Here is a 24,703-nt window from a genome sequence, read left to right on the forward strand (position 1 = left end):
AAATTAATGTCCGTTAAAAACTATATATAAAATAATCATAGTAACAATTAGTGCTCCCCAAAGTAATTTCACCTTAGGAGTTGCTTTAATTGGTACATAACTTAATGTATTTGTGTTGGTATTTTTATTCTTATCTAATAAAGAAATAAACACGATTACAAAAGATAAAAACACAAATATGTAAAAGGATAACAATAAAAAGTGAGGCCAAAATTTATCGGTTGCATTAGGTGCATCTGGAAATACCCATAAATACAAAACACCAATGGAAAGACTTAATAAGGTACCGAATATTAAAATGAAATTGGCTGCCTTTGTTGTCGTTTTTTTCCAAAGTACACCAAATAAAAACACCACAGACATAGGTGGTGCTATAAAACCAAGAACCGATTGAAAAACATCGAATAAATTTAATCCTTTAATACTATTAATGGCTAATGTTATAAAAATAGACAAGATAGCACCTACAACGGTAACCATATGCCCTACCTGAACAATTCGTTTTTGCCCTGCAGTAGGTTTAATTTTTTTCACATAAATATCCATAGTAAACACAGTGCCAAGAGCATTTAAAGCCGAATCGATGGTACTAACTAAAGCAGCAATTAAAACAGCCATAACCAAACCTCGCATTCCCGTAGGGAATAATTCTGTAACCATAGTCATGTAAGCTTCATCGGGATTGTTTAAATCTGGAAACAACACAAAGCACATAATTCCTGGTAGAATAAACAGCGGTAAATCTATAATCTTTAACCACGCCGTAAAGTTTGCGCCTAACTGCCCCTGTTCTATACTTTTAGAGCCTAAAACCGATTGCACCATAGACTGGTCTGTACACCAAAACCAAACGCCCATAATTGGGTAACCCAGCACAATTGCTGTCCATGGGTAACTACTATCGTCGGCTGGTAAAAACAAATTCCAATAGTTAGAAGGTGTATTACTAACCAAACCGTCTACCCCACCTACACGATCTAACCCAACCCACATTAAGGCAAAGGAAACTATTATAAGGAGTACCATTTGAATAACATTGGTATAGGCTATCGTTTTAAGTCCGCCAGCCATAGTAAAAAAACCAGCAATGACTAATAATAAAACCACCGAAGACCACATGGGCAAGTTTAAAATTTGCTGAATTAATACACCTCCAGCAAACAACGTTAAGGACAACCAACTTATTAAAACCGTAACTATGGTATACCAAGCCAAGATGTTTTGAGTAGAATCGCCAAAACGCTTACCCATAAATTCTGGTAAGGTTTGTACTTTGGCACCAAGATAACGCGGTGCAAAAACTATGGCCAATAAAAAAATAAAAACAAAGGCATACCACGAAAAGTTACCAGCTACAATACCTGTTGTATAACCTATACTAGCCGAAGCTATTAACATAGAGGGGCCTACATTTGTGCCCCACATGTTAAAACCAATACTGGTCCAATTTAAAGAGTTACCTGCTAAAAAATAATTTTCATCGCTTGGTCGTTTAGAACTAAAACTTATCCAAGCTCCAATTGCTATTAATCCTAAAAGATAAATGCCTACAATAGCAAAATCTAGTAGTTCTAGTTGCTCGTATATATTCATTAATTATGTCTTTACTGGATGCTGGCACATCCAGAAATTAGTTAGTAGTTAATTATTAGGGAGAATAGAAAAATTTAAACCACGTTATGTGCACTTACATTTTCTCCATTCTCTATAAATGGTTCTGCCCAATATAGTGGTTTTTTACCATCCTTTAAAATAGGTTCTGCAGAATACTGAATTAATAATACACGTCTGGATTTATTTGTTTTGTTAGAACCACTTCTATGGAAACACGTGCTTGAAAACAACGCCACATCGCCAGCATTTAACACCGCTGGAATACCTGGGTTATCTCCAAAATATCCTATTTTATCGTTAGTACCTTCTTGTAGAGTGTGGTCTATTCTAGCTGTGGTACCAGCATCTTTGTACGGTAACATATAAACGGTTCCGTTTTCCTCGGTCACATCGTCTAATGGTAGCCAAATAGACAAGTATGGTTTATGGTCGAAATCTAAATACCCAGAGTCTTGATGCCAAGAGAATGTCATGCCCTTATCGGCTGCTTTTACTACAAATTGTTCTAAAAACAAGTATACGTTTTCTCCTAAAATCTTACGCGTAATTTCTTCTAATTCCTTACCAAAAATCAGGTCTTTCATGGTCTCGCTATCCTTATAACGCAGGGCTATAAAGTAACGTTTTCCTTTATGGTTAATTTCGTCTACCTCAACACCTTTACGATCCATTTCCTCGTCTTTTTCTTTTATAAATCGCTGACATTCGTCTTGTAAACGTTTTATCATTTCTGGAGAAATCACGTCTTTTACTAAACAGAATCCTTCTTCTTGGAACTGTTTTAATTTGTCGTTACTTAATATTGTACTCATAACATTTGGTATTAGTTTTATTGGTTACATTGTATTGATAAGAGTCCAAATACCTTTAAACCCTGTATCTATTTTTATTGTTTTTGTTTTATTGAAATCCATTTCGTCTGTACAATTTACCGACTCCAAATACATCGGAATTTCGGTATTCGCCTTTACCCAAACAGGCATGTCGCTTAAATTTGATTTAAACGATTTAAGCCATTTTTGACCTTCCATACGTTCCCCGGTAAAGAAATTCACCCAATTTCCCTCGGGTAAATACACTTGTCTTGTGTTTTCTGAATTCATAATTGGAGCCACCAAAAAATCGTCTCCAAAATAATACTGGTCGTCAATGTGCCAACACATGCTGTCTTCTGGATGGTGCATAAGCAGGGCGCGTAGTACAGGGTATCCTGTTGTTGTGGTTAACTTGCTTTGTTCCCAAATATAAGGTAACAAGGCGTAGCGTAATTTCCACCAAGACCTTACTATATCAGCAATTTCTGGATAATAATAAGGTTCCCGTTTAGACGTTCCATGATAGCGAATATGCGAAGTAAACACTCCAAATTGAGTCCAACGCACATACAAATCGTCTGGAATTACGGCATTCATAAAATCAGGAACACCATGAAAACCAGGTACGTCGTGACTCCAAAACCCAAATCCAGATAATCCTAAATGCAGACCTCCTTTTAAAGAGCCAGCCATACCATCCCAAGATGCTGCTGCATCTCCACCCCAGTGAATAGGGTATCTTTGGCAACCAGCCCAACCTGCTCTTGCCCATACTAGCCCGTCGCCAGTCACTTCTTTAGTAACTTCGAAAGCTGCTTTTTGATATAGTAAAGCATATAAGTTATTGAGCTTTTCTGGCGACATGTTATGGTAAACGGCATCCATATGTATTTCTTCACCAAAATCGGTTTTTATAGCCGCAACCCCCATATCTAAAAGATTCCGAAGTAAATCTTTATACCAATTAACCGCTTTAGGGTAGGTAAAATCTATAGTTCCTGCATAATCTAACGTACTAAAATTAGAACCATCTTGTTCTTTTTTAGTCTTAACAGTACACATGTAATGTTGTTGCTTCGCTTCAGTATATTGCTCGGCATCTTCGGCAATATATGGCAATTGCCACAGACTAATACGATAGCCTTTTTCCTTTAAATTGCTAATGAATTGTTTCGGATTTGGAAAGCGTTCTGGATTAAATTTCCATTCGCATAACCAATCGGTTTCGAACCAGCCCGTATCTAAATGAATAACATCGCAAGGGTAATCTTCTAACCGCAATCGGTAACAAATCTCGTTAACCTCATCTGCCGAGAAATAGGTCATTCTACTCATCCAAACACCAAAACTCCATAATGGCGGCACTTCTGGAAACCCTGTAAGTTGTTTATAATTATAAATAATGCGTTCGGGTGTCTCCCCTGCCATTAAAAACAAATCTAACACAGGCTCTTCGGTTAATATTTGTACCGATCGTGTAGAAAAATCTGTAAGCGATAATTTACTGTAGGCCGAGGTATGCATAAATAAACCGTAACCTTCGCTAGACAAATAAAATGGGATATTTTTATAGGTTCTTTTATTATTTACACCCTGTCCATCCTGATTTTTAAGTTGAAACGTATGCCCCGATAAATCCATTTTAGAAAAGCGTTCGCCAGTGCCTACAAACTTTTCGTCTGGTTTTGCGGCAAAGGACATGGTACTTTTATCTGGAATGCCGTTTTTTGTAATAAACGCCAAAGACATGGCATCCATACGTCTTGGAAAAAACTGATCGTGTCCACTTACTTGTATTGACGTAACACCATCGGGATATAATACGGCTTCGAAAGATTCTTGTGGCGCAGGCAATAAATCGCTCCAATAATCAATTTTTGGAGTCGATAAATCTATTTTAGCCTTAATAACGCCTGTGGTATCTTCTATAATCCAATGATTTTCGAAAACCGTAAATTGTAATGCAGTTTCGGTTACCTCGTCGGCCATTTGTAACATTTCGGAATCGTCTTCCACAGTGCCATCAAAAGCGATGCTTAAACGTAAAATAGATGAACCATAAGCGCGAATTATAACCTGATATGATTTACGCGCGATTGTTTCGTCTGGAACAATTTCGTTAGATACTTGCTGTGCCTGAAAGGGTACTGTTAACATAACGCCCAAACCATTTTGGGATATTGCAGTAGGTTTACAGGATTTCCAAAGTTTTGAAACACCAACTTCTTGGGATAAGTCGGTATCAAAATCTAGAAAATCGAAAAATTGATGGTTGGTTTGTTTCATTATATTTTTTATAATCTTTTCTAAACTATTCGTTGCTCGTTTGGAGCGGTTTTAAAAACACCCACGTTTCTCCTGGTTTTGCGCCTTCAATTCCTGTTTGATACTTTTTCATTAAAGCATTCCACTCCTCGACTTTAGGATTATTTTCGGTAGTTTTGGGGTTTAGTTCTTCTAGGGTACTTGTTTCAGGAATACTAATTACCAATAGTAATTGCCTGTTATTTTTAAACACTTGCAGCTGCTGAAAATTAGCATTACAAAACCCTTGGGCAACCTCTGGCCAGTCTTTAAACTGGATGTTGTGGTATTCCAAATATTCGTTTTGCAACTGGGCATTATCTACCAAATTTGCCGTTAACAAGACATGTTTCCATTGGGGTGCCAAATTGGTATCTTTACACCTTTCGTATTTGTTAAAATTATATACGGGTACATCGTAAGCTTTAATTTTAGCAGTAGGATATTCTACCTCTAAACGTTGCTGTAACAAGTCTATATGATTTAGTTTGCCATACAATACCAAATGATTATTCCATTGGTACAATTGTGGCGCTATAACCCCATGTTTAGTCGCAATCGATTGAATTTCACTCGCGGAAAAATCAGTCCCAATTAACTCTAAAGCAGCGTAATGTAGGACTTCCTGTAACGGCCATTCTCTATCGGTTACTACTTCGGTTTTTAAATGTTGATAAGGCTTACGAATACCTGCATTCGCTTTAATGCTATCGGCCACATAGGCGTTATTATTTTGCCATACATTATCTGGGCCATTAGCATTTTGAAGGAATTTTTCTGATGGCACCCAATTGTTTTCGACAGTAAAATACGACGAGCCTTCGTCTGTATATAAATAAAACCAATGGTACGGATCGTGGGCATACGGATTATAATAAATATCTTCTACAACATTCTCTGTTATCACACTTTTAGGCTGTGCCGACAAAGTATAAATTGCAGCAACATCGTAAAGATGTTTCCCGTAATGATGGATGTAATTGCCCTTTACCGTATTGTTTTGCATAACATTTACAGTCTTGGTCCATCCCCAACCCAAACCAATACCTGTATACGAAACCTCCGAAATTTCGTTATGGGCAATAGTAATATCCTTTACAAAGCCTGCACTAATTCCAACAGTCCCCCAATCTTCATTGGTTACATCGGTAATTAAATTATCGGTAATGCGCTCGTATTCGCAAATTTCTCTGCTATCTTTAGGATTGTAAGGCAAATGTGTTTCGAATGCTTCGTCTGAAAACACACCTACATTAATTCCGCTGCCCCCAATATCTTTAAACAGATTACCTGAAACAACATTGTGCTTCGTCCCTCTATGTAAGTCTAATCCGGTTGAAGATAAATGTGTAAACTCGCAACCTTCAACTAACAAATTATGAGCGTAATTTATTTCCATGGCAGCTCTTGGTCTACCAATCCACCCCTGATTTTCTAAACCAGCCTTATCGGGCGTACCTGGAACTTTCAACTTATAGGCATCCAATAAATACATTCCTGCTTGCAACGGCACGTGACCTTGTTCTGAAGGGCGCAGCCAATTACTATGTTGAAATGAAATACCTTTAAAATGTACATGTTCTACCAGGTTATCTATGGTTCCTTTAACCGTTACCAAATTTTCTAGTACAGGTACTACTACCTCTAAATTATTAAGCTGTTCGCCTTTTCGTGGGTAATAATACAGTTTTGCATTTGCCTTGTCTAAATACCATTCGCCCGGCTCGTCTAAGAATGCTAAAGCATTATTTAGATAGAATGGTGAGTTTCCAGTGGTTTTGGATATCCAAGGAGCTGGCCAAGGGTGTTCGCTTTGTATTTTGCTTTCTGGTTGTAAGAACGATAATTTAGCACTATCGCCTTTTACTTCAATATCCGAAATACGTAAGTTGGCTATTGCCCACCACTGCTGAATACACATTTCCATGCCTGCCTCATAGGCTAACGATTTATTTTCTAATGGAATCCAACAGGTTTCTGACGCTTTATCCCAAGACAAAATACGATTCATTTTACTTCCTGTAGTCGATTTTGCTCGTGTTGCTTTTACACCATTAACCCACAATTGTCTGTAATTTAACAATGTTCCTGCTTGTTTTGGGGCATCGGCCACCCAAACAGTCCCCGATTTTAACCCGTTTACAGAGCCCGCTTTTTTCCAATTAGGCACACGCATCCCACCACTAATTATGGGTTTAGAATCCTTATAGGCTTCAATTATTGTTGGGCTTGTTGCTGTACCAGAATCTTCTGGACGGATAAATATTGGTGTATTTAAAAAATAAGTCCCTTCTAATAAAATGATTCGAATACCATTTGCTATTCCAGAATCTTTTAATCGGCGTAATTCTCGGGCTTTTCTCAAGGCCATATTTAAAGTAGCCAAAGGCGCCACTTTTGTACCTTCGTGAGTATCGTTTCCGTTAATACTTACCCAAATTTCTGTAGCGCAAGCATTATAAACTACCCCTAAAAGTAATACTATACTAAAACAAAAAGCTCTTGTAAGCTTTATCATGTTAAAATGATTTTAATTTAAATTATATTTTGATTTCTTTCTTTATTCAGAATAAGACGCTAAAAATTAGCCTCATAACTTCGCAATCGTTACCTATTCATCTTCATTTAATATTAAAACGCTAAAAAACAGGTTAATAAATTGTTGATTTTGTAAAAATAGAAAGTTAAATTTTATATTATTTATAAAATCGGACTTCAACCAAAACTAAAAAACCAAAGTCTAACACAACTCTCTGCAATAACAAACCTTAAAAAACGAAAGCATTAATACATCAATTAAAAATTATCGCAATCAATCTTCTTAATTATTTCATGGTATTTTTCCTAAAACAACAATAGAATGCTTTGTATTGTAACAAATAATCAATTGTGATTTTATACTTTCATTCTTAAGTAATTAAATCTTATTTTTATCAGAGACATAACACAAACACTAGAGATTACTAACCACAACAAGTGGTAACATATTTAACTTTTGCTGCTCTTAATATGACACACAATATTTTTGAATTAGATAGATTATCTATTACAGATCCTTATAAAAGTTGGAAAAACTGGGGGCCATATCTTGCAGAAAGACAATGGGGCACCGTACGCGAAGATTACAGCGATAATGGCGAGGCCTGGACGTTTGTTAATCACGATAAAGCCAGAAGTAATGCTTACCGTTGGGGCGAAGAAGGCATAGCAGGATTTTGCGATGCACGCGAAATATTATGTCTGGCACCAGCCTTTTGGAACGGTAAAGACCCCATACTAAAAGAACGCCTGTTTGGCTTAACCAATAACGAAGGTAATCATGGCGAAGATGTAAAAGAACTGTATTACCACTTGGTGTCGTCTCCAACCCATTCGTATTGTAAATACCTGTATAAATATCCTCAAAACGAATTCCCTTATGCCGAATTAATTGAAAAAAACAAACGAAGTAGAGACGAAAACGAATACGAGATTTTAGACACAACAGCATTTGATAACAATGCGTATTTTGATTGTTTTATAGAATATGCCAAAGCAGATGTAGACGATATTCTTTTAAAAATTACCGTAATAAACAGAGGTACTAAAACGGCTCCAATTCATGTATTACCCCATTTATGGTATCGAAATTTCTGGAAACACAATAAAAAATTTTCCAGACCAAATATGAAAGCTACCGAAGAGGGTTACGTAGAAACCAGAAGTACGCGAAACGGAAAGTATTTCTTTTATTTCGATAAAGGCACGCCTTTATTTTGCGAAAATGAAACCAACAATCAACTGGTTTATAATGTGCCTAACGATGTGCTTTATGTTAAAGACGGAATTAACGACCATGTTGTTTCTGGAAAAAACACCGTCAATCCCGAAAAAAACGGTTCTAAATTAGCTATCTGGCATCAATTTATACTTCAACCCGGAGAAGCCAAAACGGTTAAAGTACGATTAAGTAAAAAGAAACTAGACGCTCCTTTTTTAAATTTCGATAAAATTGTGGCAGACCGCATAAACGATTGCGAGGCCTTTTACAACGATATTATAAAGAAAAACCTATCCAAACCACATAAATCCATTGTAAAAAGTGCATTTTCCGGATTATTATGGAGCAAGCAGTTTTATTATTACGATGTCTTTAAATGGTTGTTTGGTGGTCCAGGAGAAACCACTCCTTACCGTTCTAACCTCCGAAATCACAACTGGCAACACCTTACCAACAGACATATTATCTCTATGCCCGACAAATGGGAATATCCGTGGTATGCCGCTTGGGATCTGGCTTTCCACATGGCGTCGTTTGTAGAGGTAGACCCCTACTTTGCCAAAGAGCAATTACTGTTGGTATTACGTGAAAATTACATGCACCCTAACGGACAAATTCCTGCTTACGAATGGAATTTTAGCGATGTTAATCCGCCAGTGCATTCTTGGGCTGTTTGGACGGTTTACGAAAAAGACAAAAAACGCTACGGGCAAGGCGATATTCCATTTTTAGAAACCGCTTTCCAAAAACTACTAATAAATTTTACTTGGTGGGTAAACCAAAAAGATAAAAACGGTACCGATTTATTTGAAGGCGGGTTTTTAGGCTTAGACAACATTGGTGTATTCGATCGCAACCACATGCCAGAAGGTATAACGAGAATGCAGCAAGCCGATGCCACCAGCTGGATGGCCATGTTTACTCTTAACATGCTTAGAATGTCTTTAGAACTTTCTAAAACCAATGCGATTTACGAAGAACACGCGGCAAAATTCTTTAGGCATTTCTTGAATATTGCCTGGGCCATGCACCATATCGGGAAGAAAAACCTATCGTTATGGGACGACGAAGATAATTTTTATTACGATGTTGTAGAAATGGCTACTGGAGCAACAGACCGGTTAAAAGTAAGATCGCTGGTTGGGATAATACCCATGTTCGCCGTAGAAATCATTCATAAAACGCTCTTTGATGAATTAAAAGATTTTAAATTAAGAGCTGTAGAAATTATTAAAACGCGCCCCGATTTAGCTTCGCTCATTTCTAGAATTGAAGAAGTTAATGCCGACGGTAATTACTTATTTTCCATTATGCGTGGTTTCAGGTTAGAACACATTTTAAAACGCTTATTAGATGAAGATGAATTTTTATCGGAATACGGTATTCGCTCTCTGTCTAAATATCACGAAAAACATCCGTACGTATTTCAACACCACGGGCATCACCAAATACAGTACGAGCCAGGAGAAAGTCGTTCTAATATGTTTGGTGGCAACTCCAACTGGCGCGGTCCTATTTGGCTACCGCTTAACTATATGATTATTCAATCGCTCAGAAAATATTATAAATTTTATGGTGATTCTTACACTTATGAATTCCCAACAGGTTCAGGTAAAAAACTCAATCTAAAGCAAATTGCTAATGCACTAAGCAAGCGATTAATAAAATTGTTTGAACGCAATACCAATGGTAAATACCAATACCATTCAGACGACCATAACCGCATGTACACCTCGAATGAAGACTTTAAACACCTCCATCTTTTTTACGAATTTTTTGATGGCGATACTGGGAAAGGTTTAGGAGCCTCGCACCAAACGGGATGGACTGCCTTAATTGGCAACCTTATTATGGAATTAGAAAACGAAGGGCAATAAAAAAAAAGCATCACCCTGAAACCATAATCAGGGTGATGCTTACTATTAGTTTTGTCTGTATTTTTATTGTTTATAAATTAAATCGAAACGATCTAATTTCATGACTTTATCCCAGGCAGCAACAAAGTCTTTCACAAATTGTGCTTTCGCATCGTCGCTAGCATACACCTCGGCTAAAGCTCTTAATTCAGAATTCGATCCGAAAATTAAATCGGCACGAGTCGCTGTGTATTTAACGTCGCCGGTTTTTCTATCCTTACCTTCAAACGCTTCTTTAGTATCAGAACTTGCACTCCACTCTGTACTCATATCTAATAAATTCACAAAGAAATCGTTAGATAATTCATTTGTATTCGTGTTAAAAATACCATCTTTAGAACCATTATAATTCGCACCTAAAGAACGCATACCACCTACTAATACTGTCATTTCTGGCGCTGTAAGGGTTAATAATTGCGCTTTATCTACCAATAATTCTTCTGTTGGAATGGTGTATTTAGTCTTCAAATAATTTCTGAAACCATCAGCCATTGGCTCTAACAAGCCGAAAGACTCAACATCGGTTTGCTCTTGCGAAGCATCCATGCGTCCAGGAACAAAGTCTATTTTTACCGCATAGCCTGCATTTTTAGCCGCTTGTTCTACAGCAGCATCACCTGCCAATACAATTAAATCGGCTAAAGACACTTGCTTAGCTCCAGATTTCCCATTGAAATCTGCTTGAATACCTTCTAATACAGCTAATACTTTTGCTAATTGCTTCGGGTTATTTACTTCCCAATCTTTTTGAGGTGCTAAACGAATTCTTGCACCATTTGCGCCACCACGTCTGTCCGATCCTCTATAAGTTGAAGCTGAAGCCCAAGCTGTAGCTACTAATTCTGAAATACTCAACCCTGAATTTAAGATGTGGGTTTTCAAATTCGCTATATCACTAGCGTTAATTAACGCATGATTTACTGCAGGAATTGGATCTTGCCAAATTAAATCTTCTGTTGGTGCTTCTGGACCTAAATACGTCGTTTTTGGCCCCATATCGCGGTGTGTTAGCTTAAACCAAGCTCGAGCAAAGGCTTTGTTAAACTCTTCTGGATTTTCGTAAAAACGTCTGGATATTTTCTCGAAACTCGGATCCATTCGTAACGAAAGATCGGTTGTGAACATGGTTGGCTTGTGCATTTTTCCTTCCTCATAAGCATCTGGAACCATCATTTTAGGCTCGCCTTTAGCTACCCATTGGTGAGCTCCTGCAGGACTTTTAGTTAATTCCCACTCATTTTCAAATAAACTGAAAAAGAACATGTGGCTCCAGCGCGTTGGTGTATTCGTCCAGGTTACTTCTAAACCAGAGGTAATAGCATCTTTCCCTTTCCCCGATTTATAATCACTCTTCCAACCAAAACCTTGCTCTTCTATACTAGCTGCTTCCGGGTCTGCCCCAACGTGTTTGGCATCTCCTGCACCATGCGCTTTACCTAAGGTGTGTCCACCAGCAATTAAAGCTACGGTTTCCTCTTCATTCATACCCATTCTACCAAAAGTAGCACGAATATCATCGGCAGCTAAAAGCGGATCTGGATTACCGTTTGGCCCCTCTGGGTTTACATAAATTAAGCCCATTTGTACAGCTGCTAACGGATCCTCTAACTCACGATCGCCAGAGTAACGTTTATCATCGCTCAACCATGTTTTTTCGGCTCCCCAATACACATCTTTTTCTGGTTCCCAAGTATCTTCACGACCGCCGGCAAAACCAAAGGTTTCAAAGCCCATATCTTCTAAAGCAACGTTTCCGGTTAACACCATTAAATCGGCCCAAGAAATTTTGTTACCATACTTTTGTTTAATAGGCCAAATTAAACGGCGTGCTTTATCTAAGTTCGCATTATCTGGCCAGCTATTTAACGGGGCAAAACGCTGCTGTCCTGCTCGCGAACCACCACGGCCATCGGCACTTCTATACGTCCCCGCACTATGCCATGCCATACGGATAAATAATCCACCATAATGACCGAAATCTGCCGGCCACCAATCTTGCGACTCGGTTAACACTTTTCTTATATCTTCCTTTAAAGCAGTATAATCTAAACTGTTAAATGCTTCTGCATAGTTAAAATCCTCTTGCATAGGATTCGATAACTCTGAATTTTGACGCAGAATACTAACATTTAATTGGTTTGGCCACCAATCTTCGTTAGTTGTAGCTTTCTTTTCTGTTTTAGTTGCTCCAGAGGCTGCATCTACTGCGGCAACATCTTCTTTTTTTCCTTGGCATGCTGAAATCGATACTCCTAATACCGCCAGCAAACCTAATTGTAGAAAATTCTTCATGTTTGTTAATTTTTATAATTAATGGTGGTTCAAAAGTAAATAGAAGGCCTATTCAAAAATTATAAATGAAATTGATTGTTTTTATTTTACAATCGACAAAAACAATGATTCAAGATAATCAACTGAACACCAACAAAAAAATCCCCACAAAAGCAACAGCCTTTATGGGGATTTTTGATTAAGCGTTAACTGATGTTATAACGCCAATTAAACGATATTATAACTGAATGGTTTGCTCGGTTCCGTTGTAAGTTATTGTTTTACCATTAGCATCAAAATCGAAAGCTTTTGGCTGGTCTTTACTTACGGTTACTATTACAAACGTTCTGTCTTTAAGCATACCTTTAAACTCGCCTTGACGCTTACCGATAGTTAATGTACTAGTTGCATCGTTATAACGGAATGGAATATTGGCATAATCGCCTTTTTCGTAGTTATAATTACCGCCTTCGTCTTCGTACAATGTAAACTCGCCATTTTCGCCTTTGTAAACATAAAGCACTATAGTGTCGGCTTGCTTTTCATCGGTGTACTGAATTTCTGGCCCCACAGGAATTATAGATCCTGATTTAACAAACAGCGGCATATGTTCGTAAGGCGCATCGACAGTTTTTGTTTGACCTCCTGAAATGAAATTTCCAGTATAGAAATCGTACCATCCTGTACCTGCAGGGAAGTAAACTTCTCTGCTTCGAGCTTCGTAAGCATAAACCGGACAGGCCATAAAGGCTGGACCAAACATGAATTGATCGCTGATATTTTCTACAGATTTATCTGAAGCAAAATCCATTACCAACGGACGCATAATGGTATAATCGTCGAAATACGTTTTACCTGCCAACGTATAAATATACGGCATCAATCTATATCTTAAATTGGTATAATACACGATAGATTCGTAAGCTGGGTGACCTTTAGGTGCGATATTCCAAACCTCGCGGAACGGATATTGACCATGCGCTCTAAATAATGGCGCAAAAGCCCCAAATTGATACCAACGCGTATTAAGCTCGCGCCATTCTTTATAATCGGCATCTTCTTTACCTGTTTGGTTATATACGGTTTGCCCTGAAACATAACGGTCTTCTACACAGAATCCGCCTATATCCATAGTCCAATACGGAATACCACTTACGGCAAAATTTAATCCTGCCGAAATTTGGGCTTTCATATCTTCCCAACGCGTAGCAATATCGCCACTCCATGTAGCCGTAGAATAACGCTGTAAACCGGCAAAACCAGAACGCGTTAATAAAAATACACGCTTGTCTGGATCTACACTACGTTGCCCTTCGTAAATGGCTTCGGCATTCATTAAGGCATAGGTATTAAAATATTCTGTTGAAGATCCAAGAGCTGTTGGACCTTGTAAGGCTTTACGATAATCCATATCTGTACAATCGCGCACGTTTGGTTCGCTGGCATCCATCCACCAAGCATCGATATTTAACGGGTAATAATGCTCGTATATCTGATTCCAGAATAACTTACGGGCATCTGCCGAATAGGCATCGTAAAAAGAGCCTATATAACCTGGGCCAACCCAGTCGCGAATACTATCTTTAATCGCTTGCTGATACATCCATCCCTTTTCATCGAACTCTTTAAAGTGTTCTGTGTTTTTATAAAATTTAGGCCATACCGATATCATCATTTTACCGTTCATGGCGTGTATAGAGTCTACCATTCCTTTAGGATCGGGAAAACGGGCTTTATCAAACTCATGACTTCCCCATTGGTCTTCTTCCCAATGGTTCCAATCCAAAACTATATTATCTATAGGGATTTCGCGAGATCTAAACTCTTTTAAGACCCCTAAAATTTCGTCTTCGGTTTTATAACGCTCGCGACTTTGCCAGTATCCCATAGCCCATTTTGGCATTACTTGAGATTTACCTGTTAGGGTTCTATATCCTTTTATAATCTCATCCATAGAATTACCATACACAAAATAGTAATCAAGTTTTTTATTCATTTCGCTCCACCACACTTGATTATCTTTCTCGGCTTCTAATTGTGGTGCTCTAGCTCTTAATCCGCAATAAGAAGCTCCACCATCGGGTTGCCACTCTATACGTAAAGGCACGCGTTTTCCAGCCTCTAAATTCATGGTAAACTTATAGCTATTTGGGTTCCATGCTGTTCTCCAACGTTCTGGCACCACCAACTCATCATTTAAATACACTTTAATATATCCTGCGTAATATAAGATAAAGCTAAACTCTCCAGAATTGTTTGCTTCTATGTCGCCTTGATACGTAACACTAGCATTTTTTAAAGGAAAGCCTTCAGGCAAGTTTTTTGCACTCTTAATATCTTCAAAAAAGATAGATTTTTCGTCTCTTACTAGAGTCTCTACACCTTTATCGCTAGAAGTATAGGTACCTGTTAAAGCACCCGCTTTACCATTTGCATCGTACAGCTTGAATAAGTCGTTAAGTTGCTTGTATGGACGGCTATCACCAAATCTGCTTAAAGCATAACTATCCCATAGCAATCCGTAGTTTTTATTCGATACGATAAACGGTACCGACACTTTGGTATTGTATTGAAATAACTCTTCGCTCTTTCCCTTGTAATTAAACTCGTCTGATTGATGTTGCCCTAAACCGTAAAATGCTTCGTCTTGTGGCGAGTCAAAAATTTGACGCACAGTGTATCCTTTTGTGCCATCTACTTCTATCGGATCAAAAGTTTTACCGCCACCGACTTGCTCAGCAAGAATTTTTTTTCCGGCTTTATCTTTAAACGTTATACCTCCATTGGTTTTAGATACCATAACATTTAACTTGGCTGTAGCTACTTGTAAGGAATCGCCCGATTCGGTAACTTCGAATGGCACTTTTGCTTTTTGAGCAACGATAATTAAACTACTATCTTTAGGAAATTCCCGTTCTGGCGTTGCTGAAACATGCACTAATTCGTCTCCCAAAACTTCTAATCGAAGTTTTTTTGCTACTGTGCCATCGTTACTTTCTATATTAACAACAACACCGCCATCTACCGTTTCGTATGTTTTTGTTGGCGAAGAACAACTTGCTATAGCCAAACCTGCCAACACACTTAGATGAATGTTTTTTAGTTTCATTTATACTTATTTTAATTGTTTGTTTTTTTAGTTGATCTAGAAGTCTTTGTTTATTTTTTCCAAAGATTTTCCATTTCTTCTAGTGTTTTTTCTTTGGTTTCTGGTACAAATTTCCATACTAAAATAGTAGCAAGTACAGACATTACACCATAAATCCAATACGCGAATCCGTGATTAAACTGTTCTAGTAAATACGAATTTTTATCCATCATCGGGAAAGTCCAAGATACCAAGTAGTTCGAAATCCATTGTGCAGCAACCGCTACCGCTAGGGCGCGTCCACGAATTCTATTCGGGAAGATTTCAGATAAAAGCACCCAGCAAACAGGCCCCCAGCTCATGGCAAAACTTGCCACATAAATGAGCATAAAAATTAAAGCTCCTATACCAACAGATTTTAAATAAAAAGCTGTTCCCAGAGCAAACATGGCAAAAGCCATCCCTAATGCTCCAATAATCATTAATGGTTTTCTTCCAAACTTGTCTACTGTTAAAATGGCCAATACCGTAAATAATAAATTTACAGCCCCCACAATAATGGTTTGTAATAAAGAAGCATCTGTACCCGACCCCATACTTTTAAAAATTTCTGGAGCATAATACAGCACTACATTAATCCCTACAAATTGCTGGAATACAGATAATAACACACCAATTACAATAACAGGAATTCCGTAAGAAAACAATTTCCCTGAGTGGCTTACTACTGTATTTTGAATATCTGTTAAAATAACTTTAGCTTCCTCTAAACCATTAACTTTCGATAAAACCTCTAATGCTTTCTCCGATTTAGACTTTAAAACCAAAGAACGCGGTGTATCGGGTACGAAAAATAACATGATTAAGAACAATGTTGCCGGAATCACTTCCGAAGCGAACATCCAGCGCCAGCCAACAGTATTTAACCAAGTATCGTCGCCCTGTCTGGAAATGTAATAATTAACAAAATATACTACCAACATACCAAATACAATAGCAAACTGATTCATAGACACCAGCTTACCTCTTATTTTTGCAGGGGCAATTTCGGCAATATACAAAGGCGAAAGCATGGAAGCCAAACCTACACCTATACCTCCAACAATTCTATAAACTATAAAAATATAGATAAACGTATGGTCTGCTTGTCCAATAGGTTTTATTAGCATTTCTGGCATAGCCGAACCTATTGCAGACAGCAGAAAAAGTAATGCCGCTAAAATAAGTCCGTTTTTACGTCCTAAACTTTTACTAATTACACCACCAGATAATCCTCCAATAATACAACCAATTAAAGCACTAGACACAACTAATCCCAAACGCGAATTCGCTGCTGTTTCTTCTAAGCCAAAGGGTAAAATAAAAAATTGCTCTAACGAACCTACAGTTCCCGAAATTACTGCTGTATCGTAACCAAATAGTAGCCCCCCTAAGGTGGCTACTATGGTTAATTTAATAAGGTATCCTGTATTTGTTGATGTTGCCATAAGAATATAAAACTATATGTATTGATTAATAATATTCTCGAACAACTCTTGTTTTCCGCTTTGTAATTCTAACTCGCCATTCTCTTGAGCAATAGCATACAAATCTTGAAGACTTAATTTACCAGCTTCAAAATCCTTTCCTTTTCCAGAATCGAACGAACTGTAACGCTCTGTTCTTAATTTATCATAAGCAGATGATGCTATAATTTTGTCGGCTGTAAGTAAGGCACGAGCAAAAGTATCGGCTCCACCAATATGGGCTAAGAACACATCCTCTAAATCGGTTGAATTTCTTCTAATTTTAGCATCAAAATTCACACCACCACCTTGTAAGCCGCCAGCTTTTAAGAATACTAACATGGCTTCAGTTGTTTCCTGAATATTGTTAGGGAATTGGTCTGTATCCCAACCATTTTGGTAATCGCCACGGTTAGCATCTAAACTTCCTAACATTCCTGCTTTTGCAGCCACAGCAATTTCATGTTGAAACGTGTGTTGTGCCAATGTAGCGTGATTTACTTCGATATTAATTTTAAAATCTTTATCTAAACCGTATTCTTTTAAGAAACCAATAGCTGTAGCCGTATCGAAATCGTATTGATGTTTCATAGGTTCCATTGGTTTAGGCTCGATAAAAAAGTTTCCTTTAAACCCTTGCGCTCTTGCATAATCTCTAGCCATGGTTAAGAATTGCCCCATGTGGTCTAATTCTCTTCCCATATCGGTATTTAATAAGCTCATATATCCTTCACGGCCACCCCAGAACACATAGTTTTCACCATTAAGTGCAATAGTAGCATCTAAAGCCAATTTAATTTGCCCACCAGCTCTAGCAACTACATTAAAATCTGGGTTGGTAGAGGCGCCATTCATATAACGTGGATTCGAGAAACAGTTGGCAGTTCCCCATAATAATTTAACACCTGAAGCCGCTTGTTTTTCTTTTAAATACTCGGTTATTGTAGCTAATCTGCTTTCTAATTCGCCAAAAGAATTTCCTTCACGAACTAAATCTACATCGTGAAAACAGTAATACCCAAAGCCCATTTTTGTAATGAATTCGAAAGCTGCATCAGCTTTATCTTTTGCTGCCTGAATTGGGTCTGTTGCATTATCCCATTCAAAATTCATAGTATCAGTACCAAACGGATCACCACCTTTAGCACAGAATGTATGCCAGTACGCTATCGAAAATTTAAACCATTCTTTCATGGTTTTTCCAGCCACTATTTGATCTGGATTGTAATATTTAAATGCTAAAGGGTTATCGGATTCTTTTCCTTCAAATTTAATTTCGCCTATACCTTTGTAGTATTCTTTATTTCCTATAAGTGCCATAATGTATTGTTTTTAAAAGATTTATTTATTGTTTTTGTTGTAATATAAGTTCTAATTCAGATTTCCAATTATTGTATGCCGTTACGTATGCAGATTTGTCTTTAAAAGGCATAAACGTCATAACATGGTCGTTATCTATTATTGCTTTACCAAAGCTTTCAAAATCTCCTTCATGTAGCTTTGCAGCTCTTGCAGCTCCTATAGCTCCCGTGGTGTTATAAATTTCTATTTCTTGCTCTATTAAAGTTGCTACGGTATTTGCGAAAATTTCTGAACGGAATAAGTTATCGTTTCCTGCACGAATAACAGAAGGATTTATGCCGTCAGATTTTAAAATTTCCATACCATATACAAACGAAAATGCAATACCTTCTAAGGCTGCTCTGCATAAATGTCCTTTGTGGTGGTTGTTTAAATTTAAGTTTACAATTCTAGTTCCTATTTGGGCATTGTTTAGCATGCGCTCGGCGCCATTTCCAAACGGAATTAAACACACGCCATCGGCTCCAACAGGTATTTCTGAAGCTAGAGTATTCATCTCTTCGTAAGAGTCTACTGCTAAATTTTTAAGTAACCATCGGTACTGAATTCCAGCGCCATTTATGTTTAACAACTTACCTATACGCTTGTTACTTTGCGTGTAATTTACGTGTGCAAAATTATTTACTCTTGTGCTTTCTTTACCAGACAGGTTATCGGTTACAGCGTAAACTACTCCCGAAGTTCCACCCGTAGCAGCTACTTCGCCAGGATTAAAAACATTTAAAGACAAGGCGTTGTTTGGCTGATCGCCAGCGCGATAAAAAATAGGTGTGCCGGCGGCAATGCCACTTTCGGCTTCTCCCTTTTCATCAACTAAAGATTGACTACCAAATGTATCGACAATGTTTGGCACCAAAGCCCTATCTATACCATAGTGCTCTAACAAAAAGTCGGCTACCGAATTGTTTTTAAAATCCCAGAAAATGCCTTCGGACAATCCAGAAATTGTTGTATTTATTACATTAGAAAATCTAAAAGCCACATAATCTCCTGGCAACATGAATTTGTGAATCTTCTTGTAAATCTCTGGCTCGTTTTCTTGAACCCACTTTAATTTTGAAGCCGTAAAATTAGCAGGAGAATTTAATAAATGGGAAGTACATTGCTCTTCGCCAAGAGCTTCAAATGCAGATTGCCCAATTTGCACCGCTCTACTATCGCACCAAATAATACTTTTTCGTAATGGTTTTCCCGCTTCATCTACAATTACCAAACCATGCATTTGATACGAAATCCCGATACCTTTAATTTGCGTTCTAGAAATATTGTATTTCTTTTTCAACTTGTTTATGGCGTTACAACAGTGCTTCCACCAATCTTCTGGTTTTTGCTCTGCCCAACCATTTTCTTGGGCAAACATGCCCATTTCCTCTTCGGGCTCTTGAACTACGCCAAGGCTCTTACCTGTTGCAGACTCTACGAGTGCTGCTTTTATAGAGGAACTACCAATATCTAATCCTAAATAATACATAAATTATAATGAGTCTCTTAAAATTAACGTTGTGGGTATGTAAGCTTTAACCCCAGTATCACTACCTATAAACTCCGCAGCTTTTAGCCCCATGGCTTCAAAATCTGTAGAGATTACAGAAATTCCTTTATAGATGAATTTTTTCATGGGAGTTTCGTTATAAGACAAAAACCCCACATCTGTACCTGGTTCTAATTCATGATTTCGGCATTGTTCTAAAAACTGCCCTAAAACCCGGTCGCTAACACTTATATATGCTTCGTGTTTTTGCACTTTAAATGATTTTACGTCTGTAACCACATCGTGGTCTAATTGATGATCCTGACAAAATGTGATAAAATTTTCTAAAGTTTCTGCAGGGTGATACGTAAAATGAGGATAAACAAATACTAGTTTTTTATATTTTTTAAAGGCAGGTTTAGCCGCCACCAAACATTGGTAAGCCGAAGCTCCAAAATCCTGAAACACATAATTATTACTGGCATTAGCATAAATATTCCAATCGATTAGTAATAACTTTGAAGAATCGATATCGGAAATTGCAGTTTTAACCTCTTCATTGTTAAAATTCATAACCACGTATTTGTAGTATTTCCCAGCACTATTACTTAAAATGGTTTTAAAGTTTTCGATATTATAATGATGAAACTGTATATCTACAATAACATTGTCTGGCAGGTTATTTACAAAGGCATGATACAAAACCTCTTTGTAAGCCTTAAAAGTATCTAATACCAAAAGCACTTTTCTGTTTTCTGCCGCTATATAATAGCCTTTATTTGGAACAGATTCTATAACGCCTTGCTCCTTTAAAATAGAATAAGCTTTAAAAACGGTATCTCTAGATAAATTGTAGGTATTGCAAACACTATTTACCGAGGGTAAGGTATCGCCAACAAACAATCTGTTATTTGCCAACTCGTTAGTAATAGCATCTACTAACTGCTGATACTTAGGAATTTCGCTATCAATATTAATATTAAAATGCATGATTGACATCCGTTCTGGTCTGTTCTGGTACGGAATACAATATTAGACAAATCATTAACTATTTCCAAATTTTAAATCTTAATAATTATTGATTTACTAATAAAATAGTGTTAAAAAAACGAATATCACTATTCATTTACAATCAAGCATTTAAGATTAATCGCTTCAGTTTAATAATTCCGGTTCATGCCCTACCCTAAAACAACGTTCTTCACCTAAACACTTAGGATCCCCAAATTCTTCCGACCAAAATCCATCTAGAATATCTTTAGAAAGGCATCTATACACCACTACACCTCTGTAAATATTCCTATCCTCATCGTAATAATGAAAGTTAATTACCAAGATATTATCTCTAAAAAAACCCTCGCCAAATTGCTCCTGATCGTTTCCTATACGCCATTTAGCAAGCAATCGACCATCGGTATTCAAACGTAAACTTAATGTGCCCGTGTAGCTAGTATTCGTATCGTCTTGATTAGTCCCGACAATATTATAAATACCTTCCAATTCAGAAATTTGCATCATTTTATCCTATTATATTACCGAAACATCTCCATCAATACACTTACAGTTTAATATAAGGTTAACCTTAACATTGCGTATTAGTGATCAATTCGGTTTAATTTTATGCAAAACTACTAAACATGGCCGCATTAAGACGCTCTAAATTTCCTAAAGATTTCATCTGGGGCGTAGCCACCTCTGCCTACCAAACCGAAGGCGCTCACAATAAAGACGGCAAAGGCCCATCGATCTGGGATACATTTACAAACAATTCGCATTTTAAACACCCTCATAACAACGAAGCCACAGACTTTTACAACACTTACAAAGAGGATATTTTAAAAATAAAACATCTTAATTTAACTGCGTTTCGCTTTTCAATATCTTGGTCGCGCATCTTTCCTGACGGCATTGGAGATACAAACCCTAAAGGCATTGCTTTTTATCACGACGTTATTAAAACCTGCGAAGAACACCATATAGAACCTTGGGTAACACTATACCATTGGGATTTACCACAGCATTTAGAAAACTTAGGCGGCTGGACCAATCGGGATATTATCTCTTGGTTTAGCAACTATGTAGATTTTTGCACTAAAGAATTTAGTACCGTTAAACACTGGATGGTCTTAAACGAACCGATGAGCTTTATAGGTTTAGGCTATTTTATGGGAATTCATGCACCGGGCAAAAAGGGATTGAAACATTTTCTGCCAGCTGCACACCACGCCACACTTTGCCAAGCCGAAGGCGGAAGAATAATTCGGAAAAATTGTCCCAACGCACAAATTGGCACCACGTTTTCGTGTTCGTATGTCACCCCAAAAAACCGATTGATTTTAAATGTAAGAGCTGCTAAACGCATTGACGCTTTATTAAACCGCTTTTTTATTGAACCCGCATTAGGTTTAGGCTATCCGTACGATGCCTTTCTAGGACTTAACCGAATAGAAAAGTTTTTTAAACCAGGTGACGAACAACGCATGGTATTTGATTTTGATTTTATTGGAATTCAATATTACTTTAGGATTGTTGCCGAACATCGCATTTTACCACTAATTCTTCATGCAGGCGAGATACCAGCCACCAAACGCAATGTTAAGGTAAACAATATGGGCATGGAGGTTCTTCCAAAAGGACTCTACAAAATGTTGAAAAAATTTAGTAGTTACAAAGGCGTAAATGCTATTTATATTACAGAATCTGGCATTTGCCTAGACGACGAAATAATTAAGGGAAAAATAAAAGATAGGGAACGCATTAAATACATTAAAAACACCTTAAAAACTACACAGAAAGCGCTAAACAAAGGTTTCAAAATACGCGGTTTTTTTCATTGGACTTTAATCGATAATTTTGAATGGGCCGATGGCTACAGACCGCGATTCGGTTTAATTTACAACGATTTTAAAACCCAAAAACGCACCTTTAAACAATCGGCCTTATGGTTGCAATCATTTTTAAAATCTTAAGCCTAAAGACGCTCTAGAGTTTCTTCCATAAAAAAAGCCAAATTCCGAAAATTGAAACTTGGCTCTTTTCCTACAAAACAGATGTTTTTAAAATACTTTTATACCAATACCTATTTGTATGTTACTATTTTTAGCTTCGTACATTTGGTCGTCGTCGTAAACATTTGTAAACCCGTACGAGTATCTTACATCAATAAAAAAATCATCCATAAACAAATATTCTATTCCAGCAACGCCAGAAAACATTAAATTCTGGAAACCATCTTTATACTCATGTACTTTAATCCCCATTTGCGGGCCAACCCCAATTGCCAAACGTTCGTTAAAGCTATATTTAGCCAATACTGGCACGTTAATATAATCTAATCTTAAGTCTTTATCTTTAGCGCCTTCGGCTGAAAATTGAACTTCTGGACTCACAGAAAAATGTTCGGTAATACCATATTGAGCTAAAAACCCTATCATAAAACCGTTACGATGTGTATTTCCGCTAGGCACTTCAGACTCGAAATCTAAATTTGAAATATTCATACCAGCACGAACGCCAAACAAATCGAATTGTGCAAAACTTGCAGTCGTTACCAGTAAGGTTATTATTAATAGCGTAGTTTTTTTCATAATGCAAAAATTTAAATGTAAAATAAAATTAAAAAATTCACTTAAATATAAATATTAGATGAGTGTAGTATAAATAAGACAAACGGCAAACTTAAAATTTTCAATCTAGTTTTTTACTAGAAATGGTTTCGTAATAAATACTTTTAATAATACCGTCGCTAAGCCCGATTTTAGGCACATAAATATCTTTTGCTCCACTCCATTTCATTGCCGAAAGATATATACGTGTTGCGGGTATAATTACATCTGCTCTATCCTGATTTAAATCTAATTCGGAGATTCGTTCTTCGTAAGAATACGTTTGCAGCATGTTATAATACGAGGTTAAATAAAAGAATGTTAAAGGTTTACCTAAAGATTTTCCAGACACTTTAAAGATTTTATTGATGTTTCCACCAGAACCGATTAAAGCAATCTTATCGTATGCGTTGGTATGAAGCTTTATCCATTCTTCCAATTCTTTCCAAGTCTCTTTCTTTACAATGTCGTTTAACAATCTTACCGTGCCGATTTTAAAAGATTTAGAAACCACAGTTTCGCCACGATCTATAACGGTAAACTCGGTACTCCCTCCACCCACATCTACATACAGATACGTTTTGTTATTATCGATATATGAGTTAAGATCTGTTGCTGCAATTATTGCCGCTTCTTCTTCGCCGCCAATAATATCAATTTTTATATCTGATTTTTCTAAGATTTGCTTCACAACTTGCGAGCCGTTAGACGCTTCACGCATTGCAGATGTAGCACAGGCCTTATACATTTCTACCTTGTGCGATTTCATCAATAATTTAAATGCCAACATGGTATCGACCATGCGCTCGGTGTTTTGCTTAGATATTTTTTGCTTCACAAATACGTCGGCACCTAAACGAATAGGCACACGCACTAAGGAACTTTTTTTAAACTTTGTTGGTTTTCCTTGCTCCTCTATAATATTAGATATTAACAACCTTACGGCGTTAGACCCAATATCTATAGCAGCATATTTTTTAATGTTAAGCATA

15 protein-coding genes are annotated in these 24,703 nt (G+C 37.2%); 2 read left to right on the forward strand and 13 right to left on the reverse strand.

Going from position 1 to position 24,703, the window contains the following annotated elements; genetic code table 11:
* Positions 1-3: 3 nt before the first annotated feature.
* The 4 genes from ACR9EA_RS10890 to ACR9EA_RS10905 form a co-directional block, all read right to left on the reverse strand.
* A complete protein-coding gene (locus tag ACR9EA_RS10890; RefSeq protein ID WP_435132762.1) occupies positions 4-1,593 on the reverse strand; it encodes a sodium:solute symporter in 1,590 nt (529 codons plus the stop codon).
* Between the two features lie 74 nt (positions 1,594-1,667).
* Positions 1,668-2,426 (reverse strand): phytanoyl-CoA dioxygenase family protein, encoded by a 759-nt coding sequence (locus ACR9EA_RS10895; protein ID WP_435132764.1) that lies wholly within the window; start codon positions 2,424-2,426, stop codon positions 1,668-1,670.
* Positions 2,427-2,450: 24 nt separating this feature from the next.
* Positions 2,451-4,715 carry an alpha-xylosidase gene (locus ACR9EA_RS10900; protein ID WP_435132766.1) on the reverse strand — a complete coding sequence of 755 codons (2,265 nt, stop codon included), beginning with the start codon at positions 4,713-4,715 and terminating at the stop codon, positions 2,451-2,453.
* A gap of 25 nt (positions 4,716-4,740) precedes the next feature.
* Positions 4,741-7,251 carry an L-rhamnose mutarotase gene (locus ACR9EA_RS10905; RefSeq protein WP_435132768.1) on the reverse strand — a complete coding sequence of 837 codons (2,511 nt, stop codon included), beginning with the start codon at positions 7,249-7,251 and terminating at the stop codon, positions 4,741-4,743.
* Positions 7,252-7,742: 491 nt separating this feature from the next.
* Between ACR9EA_RS10905 and ACR9EA_RS10910 the strand changes: the two genes are divergently transcribed.
* Positions 7,743-10,370 (forward strand): MGH1-like glycoside hydrolase domain-containing protein, encoded by a 2,628-nt coding sequence (locus ACR9EA_RS10910; protein ID WP_435132771.1) that lies wholly within the window; start codon positions 7,743-7,745, stop codon positions 10,368-10,370.
* Positions 10,371-10,433: 63 nt separating this feature from the next.
* Here the strand turns inward: ACR9EA_RS10910 and katG are convergent, their stop codons facing one another.
* The 7 genes from katG to ACR9EA_RS10945 all read right to left on the reverse strand — a co-directional run bounded on the left by katG (position 10,434) and on the right by ACR9EA_RS10945 (position 21,624).
* The gene (gene katG, locus ACR9EA_RS10915; protein WP_435132774.1) at positions 10,434-12,701 is read right to left on the reverse strand and encodes a catalase/peroxidase HPI; all 2,268 of its coding nucleotides are present in this window, start codon (positions 12,699-12,701) and stop codon (positions 10,434-10,436) included.
* A 217-nt stretch (positions 12,702-12,918) separates the two neighbouring features.
* The gene (locus ACR9EA_RS10920) at positions 12,919-15,789 is read right to left on the reverse strand and encodes a TIM-barrel domain-containing protein (RefSeq protein WP_435132777.1); all 2,871 of its coding nucleotides are present in this window, start codon (positions 15,787-15,789) and stop codon (positions 12,919-12,921) included.
* A 50-nt stretch (positions 15,790-15,839) separates the two neighbouring features.
* Positions 15,840-17,255, reverse strand: a complete 1,416-nt coding sequence (gene xylE / locus ACR9EA_RS10925; RefSeq protein WP_435132780.1) for a D-xylose transporter XylE — start codon at positions 17,253-17,255, stop codon at positions 15,840-15,842.
* Between the two features lie 12 nt (positions 17,256-17,267).
* Positions 17,268-18,593 carry a xylose isomerase gene (gene xylA / locus ACR9EA_RS10930; RefSeq protein WP_435132783.1) on the reverse strand — a complete coding sequence of 442 codons (1,326 nt, stop codon included), beginning with the start codon at positions 18,591-18,593 and terminating at the stop codon, positions 17,268-17,270.
* A gap of 25 nt (positions 18,594-18,618) precedes the next feature.
* Positions 18,619-20,106: a xylulokinase gene (locus ACR9EA_RS10935; protein WP_435132786.1), complete on the reverse strand. Its 1,488-nt coding sequence runs from the start codon at positions 20,104-20,106 to the stop codon at positions 18,619-18,621.
* A 3-nt stretch (positions 20,107-20,109) separates the two neighbouring features.
* Positions 20,110-21,096, reverse strand: a complete 987-nt coding sequence (locus ACR9EA_RS10940) for a GntR family transcriptional regulator (RefSeq protein WP_435132789.1) — start codon at positions 21,094-21,096, stop codon at positions 20,110-20,112.
* Positions 21,097-21,261: 165 nt separating this feature from the next.
* Entirely contained in the window at positions 21,262-21,624 is a 363-nt protein-coding gene (locus tag ACR9EA_RS10945; protein ID WP_435132791.1) for a hypothetical protein, read from the reverse strand.
* 119 nt (positions 21,625-21,743) lie between these two features.
* Between ACR9EA_RS10945 and ACR9EA_RS10950 the strand changes: the two genes are divergently transcribed.
* Positions 21,744-23,075: a GH1 family beta-glucosidase gene (locus tag ACR9EA_RS10950; protein WP_435132794.1), complete on the forward strand. Its 1,332-nt coding sequence runs from the start codon at positions 21,744-21,746 to the stop codon at positions 23,073-23,075.
* 87 nt (positions 23,076-23,162) lie between these two features.
* On the opposite strand, the gene ACR9EA_RS10955 is transcribed toward ACR9EA_RS10950, so the two are convergent.
* Both ACR9EA_RS10955 and ACR9EA_RS10960 read right to left on the reverse strand, forming a co-directional pair.
* Complete coding sequence (locus ACR9EA_RS10955; RefSeq protein WP_435132796.1) at positions 23,163-23,693, reverse strand: porin family protein; 531 nt, start codon at positions 23,691-23,693, stop codon at positions 23,163-23,165.
* Between the two features lie 100 nt (positions 23,694-23,793).
* Positions 23,794-24,702, reverse strand: coding sequence for a Ppx/GppA phosphatase family protein (locus ACR9EA_RS10960; RefSeq protein ID WP_435132799.1), 909 nt, complete (start codon positions 24,700-24,702; stop codon positions 23,794-23,796).
* Position 24,703: the final 1 nt, after the last annotated feature.

Origin of the sequence: Formosa sp. A9, assembly GCF_051200825.1 — a bacterium.
In the GTDB taxonomy this organism is placed as follows: Bacteria; Bacteroidota; Bacteroidia; order Flavobacteriales; family Flavobacteriaceae; genus Formosa.

Bases quoted from the DNA above. Each gene is read 5' to 3' on its own strand.
- xylA (WP_435132783.1), bottom strand. From the start codon at position 18,593: ATGGCACTTATAGGAAATAAAGAATACTACAAAGGTATAGGCGAAATT.
- ACR9EA_RS10955 (WP_435132796.1), bottom strand. From the start codon at position 23,693: ATGAAAAAAACTACGCTATTAATAATAACCTTACTGGTAACGACTGCA.
- ACR9EA_RS10960 (WP_435132799.1), bottom strand. From the start codon at position 24,702: ATGCTTAACATTAAAAAATATGCTGCTATAGATATTGGGTCTAACGCC.
- ACR9EA_RS10945 (WP_435132791.1), bottom strand. From the start codon at position 21,624: ATGATGCAAATTTCTGAATTGGAAGGTATTTATAATATTGTCGGGACT.
- ACR9EA_RS10890 (WP_435132762.1), bottom strand. From the start codon at position 1,593: ATGAATATATACGAGCAACTAGAACTACTAGATTTTGCTATTGTAGGC.
- katG (WP_435132774.1), bottom strand. From the start codon at position 12,701: ATGAAGAATTTTCTACAATTAGGTTTGCTGGCGGTATTAGGAGTATCG.
- ACR9EA_RS10900 (WP_435132766.1), bottom strand. From the start codon at position 4,715: ATGAAACAAACCAACCATCAATTTTTCGATTTTCTAGATTTTGATACC.
- ACR9EA_RS10920 (WP_435132777.1), bottom strand. From the start codon at position 15,789: ATGAAACTAAAAAACATTCATCTAAGTGTGTTGGCAGGTTTGGCTATA.
- ACR9EA_RS10940 (WP_435132789.1), bottom strand. From the start codon at position 21,096: ATGCATTTTAATATTAATATTGATAGCGAAATTCCTAAGTATCAGCAG.
- ACR9EA_RS10895 (WP_435132764.1), bottom strand. From the start codon at position 2,426: ATGAGTACAATATTAAGTAACGACAAATTAAAACAGTTCCAAGAAGAA.
- ACR9EA_RS10905 (WP_435132768.1), bottom strand. From the start codon at position 7,251: ATGATAAAGCTTACAAGAGCTTTTTGTTTTAGTATAGTATTACTTTTA.
- xylE (WP_435132780.1), bottom strand. From the start codon at position 17,255: ATGGCAACATCAACAAATACAGGATACCTTATTAAATTAACCATAGTA.
- ACR9EA_RS10935 (WP_435132786.1), bottom strand. From the start codon at position 20,106: ATGTATTATTTAGGATTAGATATTGGTAGTTCCTCTATAAAAGCAGCA.
- ACR9EA_RS10950 (WP_435132794.1), top strand. From the start codon at position 21,744: ATGGCCGCATTAAGACGCTCTAAATTTCCTAAAGATTTCATCTGGGGC.
- ACR9EA_RS10910 (WP_435132771.1), top strand. From the start codon at position 7,743: ATGACACACAATATTTTTGAATTAGATAGATTATCTATTACAGATCCT.